This is a genomic window from Nostoc flagelliforme FACHB-838 (genome assembly GCF_014698065.1).
Lineage (GTDB): Bacteria > Cyanobacteriota > Cyanobacteriia > Cyanobacteriales > Nostocaceae > Nostoc > Nostoc flagelliforme_B.
Genome location: NZ_JACJSI010000227.1, coordinates 1 through 9,527 on the forward strand (window position 1 = coordinate 1; position 9,527 = coordinate 9,527).

The window sequence follows — 9,527 nt, forward strand, 5'->3', positions numbered from 1 at the left end:
GCATTACTCGAACCTTGGGGCTAGATGGATTAAATCTTACCCTAGCCTGGATAGTGGCACTTTGTTTCTAACTTGACTGCTGATCAGGTAAGTCCGCTTGTCAATAGGGTTTGCAGGGCAAACGCATCTAAATTACTCTTGATCACAACGAAGGTTAAGAACCAACGAAAAAATCAGGATTTCGAGCTTGATTATTTTTTAAGCCCCAAAGCGATCGCCTAAAACTTTCGCAATAAGCAAAACTTAATGACATTGATTTTAAATCTATTCTCAATAAAGTATGCTTATTGACATGATGCGGCCGCCCTGATAGGGTTTGAGACGCGCTAACCCTGGGTAGGATTCCAGTCTCGACCTAAAAATTGATTCGCTTCATTATTGTGACTAACTTCGGTTCGGTAAATTGCAATTTATCTAAGCGAGAGATAATCTCATTGGGGAAAGCAGCGAAGGCGAAGTTAGATACTTTTTTAGCGTAGACGCGGAGCGGCTTGTCGTTAGACATCGCTTGGGGGTTTGCGTTTTCTTTTCTTGCAACTTCAAGTTCATCCTGGCGGGATGCACAAATGTTCCAAGCGGCGGCGGATAGAGCAAGTTTTTCTGACTCTGGGATTTTCGCATAAAATGCGAGAGCCGCCTCTTGTGCCTTGTCGAAAAGTAATTTAGTTTGGCTTCTAGTAAGTTCTGGTTTTAGTTCTAGGAGTTTAGCTCCCTGCATGGTCATCCCCGATTTGAAGTTGTGGTCAGTCACAGATTGTTGGCTAACTGTCCCCAGGTTGCGGTAAGCGGGTTTTCCATCTTTCCCAACCTCGCCATCTATCTGTGCAACTGCTAATAATTTATGGGGGCGTTCACTGTTTGTGAATTTAATCTCATTTAGGCGAATGTTCAACGTCTGGGCTTTCCAGATTAGGGGATGCCCGTAACGTGTGAGGTTGGTAATTTCGAGTTGCGTTCCTGAATCCGTTTGAATAATTGCGCTAGGGCCAGACTCTGTTTCTCGCCGCCTTGAGGCACGAACCGCAGCGTTGAACTTCAGATCAAACTCGTACTTGGCGGCGATCGCTGCAAATTTTTGCTGTGGTGTAAATTCTACCCCTTTGAACAAGTCTTTAAACTGAACTATGGGACGCGATTCTAACTGTGATTCTTGGAAATATTTATTGGTTTGGCTAATTAATAATTCTACTGGTGAGTAGCCCTTTGGTGTTATCCCCGTATTTAAATAAACTGAAGGCGACTTTTTATCTTTAATATAATTAACATCACGATATAAGTAGCGGCTGTTTTCCCGGATTTTATTCATCTCAGGTTTTTTAGCACTTTTGAATAAATCAACCGCTATTTGGTTTTGATAGCATCCCTCACCAATCATTTCTCGGTACATCAGGCGGTTAACATCCATCGCCTGTTGAATGATTTTTGGCGTTCTGTTAGGATTCTCTGCTATAGCTACAACAGATTGCATGAAAGGTTTGTACTCTGCTCTAATTGGTTTGGGCTTCTCGCCATGTTCCTGTTCAAATAAAGTTTGATAGTGCTTAGATACTTGGTCTAAATAAGTTGACTGTTGTTCTAAGTTACCGTAAGTTTTAAGTACCTCAATTTCCGATTCTAATGCTTCCAATGCTGTCACTTGATTGTTGATTATGCCGACGCTGATGCTATCGCTCATGTGGATAGCGATTTCTTCAAATGGGGGCTAACTTCCATTTTCCAAATAAAATGATTGTTTCTTTTCTTTAACAGTAGGCCGATAAGCATTTTCAGGCTGGTTTCTGTACTCGGCTTCGGCTGTGAAGTTTGGATATTGAAGTGCAAGTGCTATGCCAATACAGTCACCGTCGAAATCACGCGCTTGACGTTGTGATTCGGTTTCGAGGGGATTAACTTCGTTGTGTTGAATACCTTGGGCTTCTAGCGCTTCAATCCGAGCAAGTATGCGTTTGTGATCTTCATCATTAACTACAATAATTCCTTGTAAGTCTGTACCATCTGGAGCTAGGCGGTCTTCAACATATTTGTTATTAGAAACACACAGACCGTTAGAATTAAGAAAGGGAGAACGGAAATTTAATACTTTTTCATTTTCATCTATCCAAGTCGCGCAAATTTCGCCATTTTTGAGTTCTTTGGAAGGTATAATCATTCCTCGGTCAAAAGTTAATGTCCTGCCAACCGCAATATCACGCCACTGACCTTGCACAAATCGACTCAACTCTTGCTTTACTTTTTCGGTTTCTAGTAATTGTTGATGTCCAAGTAAATCAGCTTTGATGAGTTTGTACATAAACATATCATCTTTCTGAGATTCATCTGATTCATCGTTTCGCTCTAAGTCTTCACCAGGATTATTCTCTACTTGTTTACCTAAAGTATCAGCTTTAACTGATTCAATAATTTCTTGTTCTAAAGATTTTTTTTGCTCTTCTGAAAATTCTTTTCGATTTTCGTAGTTTTCACAGTACAGTTGTGCAACAATTCTAGGGTCATCTTGAGCTTCTGCTAGCTTTTGGGCTTGTACCTCTAGTTCTTCAGCAAAATCCTTAATACCTTGAGGAAATGATGCTAATAATTGAGATATAGCAGTTTTACCTCGCTCTGATTCAATACGGTTCAGTTAAGCATTTTTTTCTTCTCTCTGTTCCCTCTGTGCCTCTGCGGTTCGTTAAAAAATTTGACTTTGATAAAGAGTTTTAGCCTTAACTGAACCGTATTGCGCTCTGATTGGGACTTTTCGCCTAACCAGATTTTTTGTTTATATAATCCCGGTTGAATTTGGGGTTTAGTCGGTTTATCGGGATGATCTTTGTCTGTACCTTTGAAGCTAGATAGGGGAATAATTAAGTCAATTTTGGGTTCATTATTAGTATCAGCATACTCGATTTTATCAAAACTGTAAGGTCTTAATGTCCCCTTACCGAATCGATATTTAGTATCTTCTCCATCAGTTTCTGTCCACCCAAATCGATGCTGAATTACACGATAACTTTTATCTTGCTGTTCTGGTCTTTTAGTTAATTTATCATATAGCTGGGTAGAAATTTGCCCGTAGCAGTCACCTACCAACTTAAAAGCATTGTCTTTGTTAATAATTCCTCCATTTTCACCCTGAGCTTCAGTAGAGTCATCTACAATTAAAATATTTAACTCTTCATGTATCGAATTTTTACACCCCCCTAGAAAGATTGAACCGTAAGCACCTCTATCTTTTCTATCAGGGCATAACTTTTCAATTACTTCCAAGCATTCTGGCGACCCGTACAATAATCGGGTTTTAGAAGATAATAACAGCGTATGCCCATTTGGGTGATTTCTTAAATCTTCTGACCTACTATATTCATCTATATGTCCGAAAGAAAACTGTTGATCTGAAAAGTAAAATTCTAATAGAGTATTATCTAATTTTTCAGTTAAAATTGATTGGGGATTCTGATTATCTCCATCAGTATGAATCCATTGATTTAATCTGGGAGCAAAGTGTTGGAATTGCAAAGACATAATCTTATTTAATCATTCAAAATTTTTAGGAGTCCAATATGTCAAGAATTAAACGCTGGTTAAATATGCACGGGAAAGAATTTAACGCAGACGGGACTTTAAAGGATGAAGCAAGACAACAAAAGTTATCTAGAGGGTCAGATCCAGGAGCAGTTGATAGTTATGCTCGTAGATGTAAGGCAGAATATGATGAATGGAAACGACTAGACGAAACAGATCCAGAACCTTGGCCTGTTTATACTGCCTACGATTTCTTCACCCCTACAGAGCAGCAGCAGTTCAACAGTGATGGTACTCTCAAGCCAGAATATATCGAATCTGAACTAAAAAAAGGTATTAGCTCCGAATGGCTAGGAGAAATGGAACGGCGCAAAATACTGGATGTAGAAAACTATAATCGAGTGTCGGCTCGGAAAGCAGAAATGGGGATTAATTTTGGTGAGCAAGAAATGAATAGACTACGTGCTTCAAGCCGAACATATACACAACGCATAAAGCAGATGGAGGTAGACTTAAGGAACAACGAAGAACCCAGTACACTTCCGTTCGATAAAGATACTTCCTGGTTTTAAGCTAGATGTTTAAGATTTTTGGAAAGCTGAAAGTTTTGTTATCGTGCTACTTTCAGCTTTTTATGCTCATACCTTGTCAATTGGCTTGCCGTTCTATAGCTGGAGGGATTACCCCAGACGAGCGCACAACTGACTTGTTAGAAGCGGCGGCAAGGAACGCAAACATCCCTAAAATAGCAAAAGACGTAATAATCACTTGCTGTAGGGAGGCAAATACTGACCTTTCTTTTTCCTTTTGGGCAGTAATGCGATTGATATTCTGCTGAAATGCCGAGAAATACAAATAATTCAACACTTGTTTACACAAGGTAGGGTCTTCACCTATCTGTACTTTCTGGCACAGAAGAATTTCTAGATGCTCCCGGCGGCGATCGCTTGTAGACAAATCGCCCTCGTCCCACAGTTTTGCCTGGGTTGTATCTAAAGGTCTATTAATACCTAATATAGTCATAATTATGTCCTCACTTGATTTAGGAGTTAGTTGAGAGAACAGGTGTAATCAATAATTCAATTACACCCTACTGTGCTTTTTGAAAAATGGAACTCATACCTAACTTAAGAAGTTTAAATATACTTTCAAAAAAGAACTAGCAACTTGAGTACTGAAAAAATCAAAGCTCAGGTTGCTAGTAAAGTTTGAGAATGTATGCTATATTTCCCAGCCCAAATCTTCAGTTGGAGATGGAGATAAAACCTGTGCCTTGCGTGGTGCTTGGGGTATATCTGGCTGCAATGGGTTCGTCCCATCTTGCAATATTTCTTGTGCCAGAGTCCGCCCATAGCCGTCAATATCACTACTCAAGAAATACTCCAAAACCTGCGGTGTAGCACCATCAATTGCTGCTTGTGCTAGTAGAGATTTGATGAATTGGGGAGATGCTTCACTATCAGCTAGTACCTTCAAAGTTTGCTCGGCATCTTGAATGGTCATTTTGGAGATATCACTAACTCCAACTTCGTCCCAGACATCCCCGAAATACTGTCTATATTGCTGATTGAAGTCTTGCTCTTGGGCAAACCGTGATAATTCTTGTACCTGCAAATGTGTCGTTTCAGCCATATCAATTGACCAAGGTTAATTGTTCGCGTTTATTGCTTGACTCAACCATCTTGAGCAATTGTTGATTGAGATAGTTTTGAGCCGAAACGTAAAGATTATCCCAAATCACTGGATTACGACAGATTTTGCTACCAACTGTATTGCCAGCCAGTTTCTCCGACACCAAGTATTTCTTATAATAGTTCGCCCATAAATGCTCTAGAAAATCAAGGGCGAAATCATCAAAAGGAATTAACCAGTTGTAGTTCTCATCCAAAAAGACTCGATAAGCAGCAACAACAGGCATAGCAATATCTGCTGGCGCACTAAACCCAAATGAGTAACGGCTGTCGGGCAATAGCGTATTCTTACGGGCATCGATTGATGCTAGGTCTACCCCTTTTTTCTTGGGGTTGGTGATGTAAGCTTCAATGGTTTTGAACAGTTGTTGCTCAATCCACATAGCCTTGGACAGTAGCGGCAACAATTTCGACAACCTTTGTCTTTCACCATCACTTAAAGAGGGATTATTGCTGACAGGTGGATGCTTACCTTTAGATTTATTCGGGTTGTACTTGTTCCTGTCCAAGCAATTCATCAACTTAATCAAATGGTTGACATTGCACTGTGGACTTTTAGGCGTACCACTTTGATGTTGATAGTAAGCAATGCGGAATTTCGTTTCTTCCTCCATCTCTAATTTTGCTAAAAACTGTTTGATGAATTTATAATCACCTCTGGCATTTACCTTTGACCGCGCATCTACTGGGGCTGATGTGTTTGATGCCAGAGCTATATCTTTCGCTTCGTCTTCACTTAGCCCAATATGGATTGTGACTTTGACCCTGGCTAGAGAGAGGTCGTACTTATTTGCTCTAGCTTGCTTAAATGCTAATACTGTATGCCCACCGTTGATAATACCATCGTTGCCGCCTTCATTAGCCTGTAGTACCTCTAACTCCAGTTCAGTTTTATTTTTGGGCAAAACCTTGTTAACACACAGTACAATTCCGTTATTTCTTTGAAAGAATTTTTCCGGCTGGGTGGTGAGTGAATCAAATACTTGTTTGTACATTGAGCTTTTAGGATTAGGTTCGCGGATATTTGGTTCTAGGGGTAGGTCGGAGGGAAAACTATCCACATGGGCGGTAGCAATAATGCAGTTGGAATTTGTATTGATGTACTGGTTTATTTTCAAAGTCCAATTTTTGGGCATATTCTTGTTCTTGTATAGGTCAACATGTTTAACAAACACTTCCCTTTGGCGGACCGTTGTCCGTTGAGTGCATCCATCAAGGTTGATTTACGCCACCACTCACCCCAGCAATCACAATAAACTCGTTAGGTAAGAACGACAGCTAGTAGTCTGCCAACCCAAAAATGCGCTTTTTCAGGCTGGGAAAAGGGGATACAACTCTTGGAGAGGCTACGTCAACGACTGCGCTCAGTAACCAGGGAAAAGGTTAAGGGGTTTAAATCCTTTCCCCTTTCCCCTTTCCCTTTACCCCGCCAAGTTTGCTTGGCAAACTGCTAGATTTCATTGAGTAACGTTGTTGAGGCGAGTATGGGGTAGCTATTTTTTCAATTGCAAGCCTTGGGGCTAGAATAACTTGCTAGTTAAATATCCATTTTTAGCCCTCATCTCGGCTACCGACAAAAGAGAAGATGGTTGAACATAATAATCAGGGACTAAAGGTTTATCTTGGCGATCATATTTTAAATTCAAATCCAGCATTTTGATATGGCTAATGTGAGATCCCCAAACATCACATACTCTATCTCCTAATCCCATTGTGTCTAGATATTTAGGAAGCTCCATCCCACCATTCCAGCAAATGGGAATGCCTTCATTGTCAAAATATTGGGTTAGCTCGTGACGTACAAAAGTTGCTGTTCCCCCACAAATTAGCACTTCATCCATAACAGCTATACCTTTTACCCATCGTAATAAGGCACGGGTGTATTCTTCACGAACTAGGGGTAATATTTTCTCGAATAAGTCTACATCCAATTGTATTTCCTCTGGTTTATTTTTCCGTGATAATCGACGTAATGAGTCAAAATCTCCATCTCTGGCTTCTACTATTGCCTTGACTAAGCGTGAATCTTCTTTGGACAAACCTACCGCAGTTCTTTCAACAAACTGACTCACAAGCCAATTCATTCCTAAATCTGTTGATTCCGCTTTTGATGAATTGCCTTTCATTGAGAGGGTAAAACTAGCATTCCTATACCCCAACATCAACATTCCTATATTCTTTTGAAAATAGTTGACATTGACATTACAGCTGCGATACGTCAATAGTCCAGCCCCTTCTAATGCCGCATTAAAACTTCTGATTTTACATTTGAACTTCCCTGTTGGTGTTTTGACACCTGTTTTTAGTCTCTGTGTTAATTGTTTACCCAAATGATTGGCATGAGCTATTTCCCCTGGTGGCAACAATATTTGTAAATAAATCCCTAAATCAACTTTTACCCCTAATCCCAACCGCCGAATTGCCAACCACATCAATGCTGCTATCTTCGGTAGGGCATAACTGTATTTCAAGTCCCTGATTGCTGATGTCCCAGCAAACATACTTTTCGATAATGCACCTAAAACATAATATTCTTCACCAATACCTATCCATACTGTATTGTCTTGTACCGAGGATTGGCTTGATAAAAACTCTATTGAACCATAGCCCACATCTGCTATCTCTGGTTCCATCGTTATTACTATTGGTACTCCGTCTGGGTATACCTGTGCTATCGCCTTGGTTGTACTTGCCCCTAAATCCAACGTGAGGACAACTTTTGTGTACTCTGCGAAGTCCGAAATGCTCTTTCTATTCATGTTCTATTCCTTGCTTTCATCCCGTTATTACTTTCTCTATCTCAAAAGGCAACAGAATTTGTGTCTGGATCAAGCCCAGCTTCAAAACATGATTGCGAATCAGGCGATGTCTACGACTTGGCTTGCGCCTACGCTTTAACCGTTCCAGCCCAACATCTGATTAGCCTGTTTTACCTCTTCTGGAATTTCCATTTGCATCCATTCTTCATCTTCATCCGCGTTTAACTGTCCTGTTTGTGACATATTTTCTAAGATGGATGCGCTCTCGGATGATGTTGTCACTGTTATTTGAGGCTTAATTAATGAATTAATTGCTATTGGGTCATTCTCTATTCCACAAATCCGCCGTATACAGCTTATTTGTGCTTCTAACTCTCCAATTGCCCAAATACCATTCTGCCTTAGCCTTTCATCCCTTACCCCTGATGACAATAATGCTAAAGGTAGCCAGTGCTTCTTGAGCGTAGCCATGACCAATTCTGAGAAATCTTCCTCTAACGCTAGTGGCGTAGATTTTAGATAGCTGATTATCTTTCCATCTATAGTCTCGGCTACCCTTCTAATGGAAATTATTTCCTGTTTTATTTCATTCATGCTTATTCCCAAAAATTCCAATTACTGGAGTCAAACATTTTTAGGTAAAGCAGTTCCATTTTTCACTTAAGCACATTTAAAAGGTTAAACCTTTCTCGTCTCATTCTAAAACAAATATTTTTTATTTTTCATCTGCTACTGATTAAAATTAATTTTCCGATCATTGAATCTTTACATATCTTCATATCTAAATATCTAAATTCTTGGCGAAATTCTCTGGCTTTTCACCCTAAGTCCTCAAATTTTGCCTACGACACGCTACACGAACATCAAGATTGGGAATGGTGAAACGCTCTTTGAGTTTAAGTTCCTCAAGAAAGCCTTACTACCCCGCTCACCCCACACCCTAAACCTCACGCTTTACACCGTCTACCCTTTCAACATACTCTGAAAAGTCAGGTGAATTTATCTTCTCTTTTAAATCTACTAAGGCACACAATTTAGTAGACTTTCTCAGTGCTAAAAAAGTATCCCTGAATACTTCACTCAACTGGTAGCTGTTGGGTAGCTCTACAGGTGATAAACAGCTACCTGTTATGACACAAAAAAATCAGTTTGTTATAGTTTCATGACTTCCCAACTGGTAGCTGTTGGGTAGCTCTACAGCTACCAGTCTGGCATCAGATTTTGAGAAATAAAATAGGGCTTAAGCCTTACCATTACTGCTTTTGAGCTACTTTTTTACTCCATTTTTATTCTCAATAACTTCAAAATTATTGAGAATGCGTACTACAAAGGTATTGCTTTTGTACTTCAAAAAAACAGTTTTTTCTGTTTGTGCTACGAAACACTACTAAAAATTACAATTTAACGCTGATTAACTTTGAGCAGCTACTGAAAAATTCTGTTATCAAGCATTTTATTCTTGATTGGACTTTGGACAAAAAGAAGTAGTTCGCGGAAACAATACGAACAAGCGAATAATTAATCTTGTTTATAGTTACCAGAAGAAAAAAAGCATAGCCACCAGATCCCCAACGAG

General features: G+C 39.8%; 6 protein-coding genes and 2 pseudogenes. 1 reads left to right on the forward strand and 7 read right to left on the reverse strand.

All coding sequences use genetic code 11. The features are described 5' to 3' along the window. Positions 1–326 precede the first annotated feature (326 nt). Positions 327–2,605: pseudogene (locus tag H6G97_RS56490) on the reverse strand (hypothetical protein); the annotation flags it as partial. A gap of 122 nt (positions 2,606–2,727) precedes the next feature. Beyond that, positions 2,728–3,501, reverse strand: a pseudogene (locus H6G97_RS38355) (hypothetical protein); the annotation flags it as partial. A gap of 38 nt (positions 3,502–3,539) precedes the next feature. Between H6G97_RS38355 and H6G97_RS38360 the strand changes: the two are divergent. Next, a complete protein-coding gene (locus H6G97_RS38360; RefSeq protein ID WP_190945910.1) occupies positions 3,540–4,073 on the forward strand; it encodes a hypothetical protein in 534 nt (177 codons plus the stop codon). Positions 4,074–4,149: 76 nt separating this feature from the next. On the opposite strand, the gene H6G97_RS38365 is transcribed toward H6G97_RS38360, so the two are convergent. The 5 genes from H6G97_RS38365 to H6G97_RS38385 form a co-directional block, all read right to left on the reverse strand. Then, positions 4,150–4,524 (reverse strand): hypothetical protein, encoded by a 375-nt coding sequence (locus H6G97_RS38365; protein ID WP_190945911.1) that lies wholly within the window; start codon positions 4,522–4,524, stop codon positions 4,150–4,152. 198 nt (positions 4,525–4,722) lie between these two features. Continuing rightward, positions 4,723–5,133 (reverse strand): hypothetical protein, encoded by a 411-nt coding sequence (locus H6G97_RS38370; protein WP_190945912.1) that lies wholly within the window; start codon positions 5,131–5,133, stop codon positions 4,723–4,725. Between the two features lies 1 nt (position 5,134). After that, positions 5,135–6,328, reverse strand: a complete 1,194-nt coding sequence (locus H6G97_RS38375) for an AIPR family protein (protein WP_190945913.1) — start codon at positions 6,326–6,328, stop codon at positions 5,135–5,137. Between the two features lie 384 nt (positions 6,329–6,712). Further along, the gene (locus H6G97_RS38380) at positions 6,713–7,951 is read right to left on the reverse strand and encodes a ParM/StbA family protein (protein WP_190945914.1); all 1,239 of its coding nucleotides are present in this window, start codon (positions 7,949–7,951) and stop codon (positions 6,713–6,715) included. Between the two features lie 135 nt (positions 7,952–8,086). Next, a complete protein-coding gene (locus H6G97_RS38385; RefSeq protein WP_190945915.1) occupies positions 8,087–8,545 on the reverse strand; it encodes a hypothetical protein in 459 nt (152 codons plus the stop codon). Positions 8,546–9,527 lie beyond the last annotated feature (982 nt).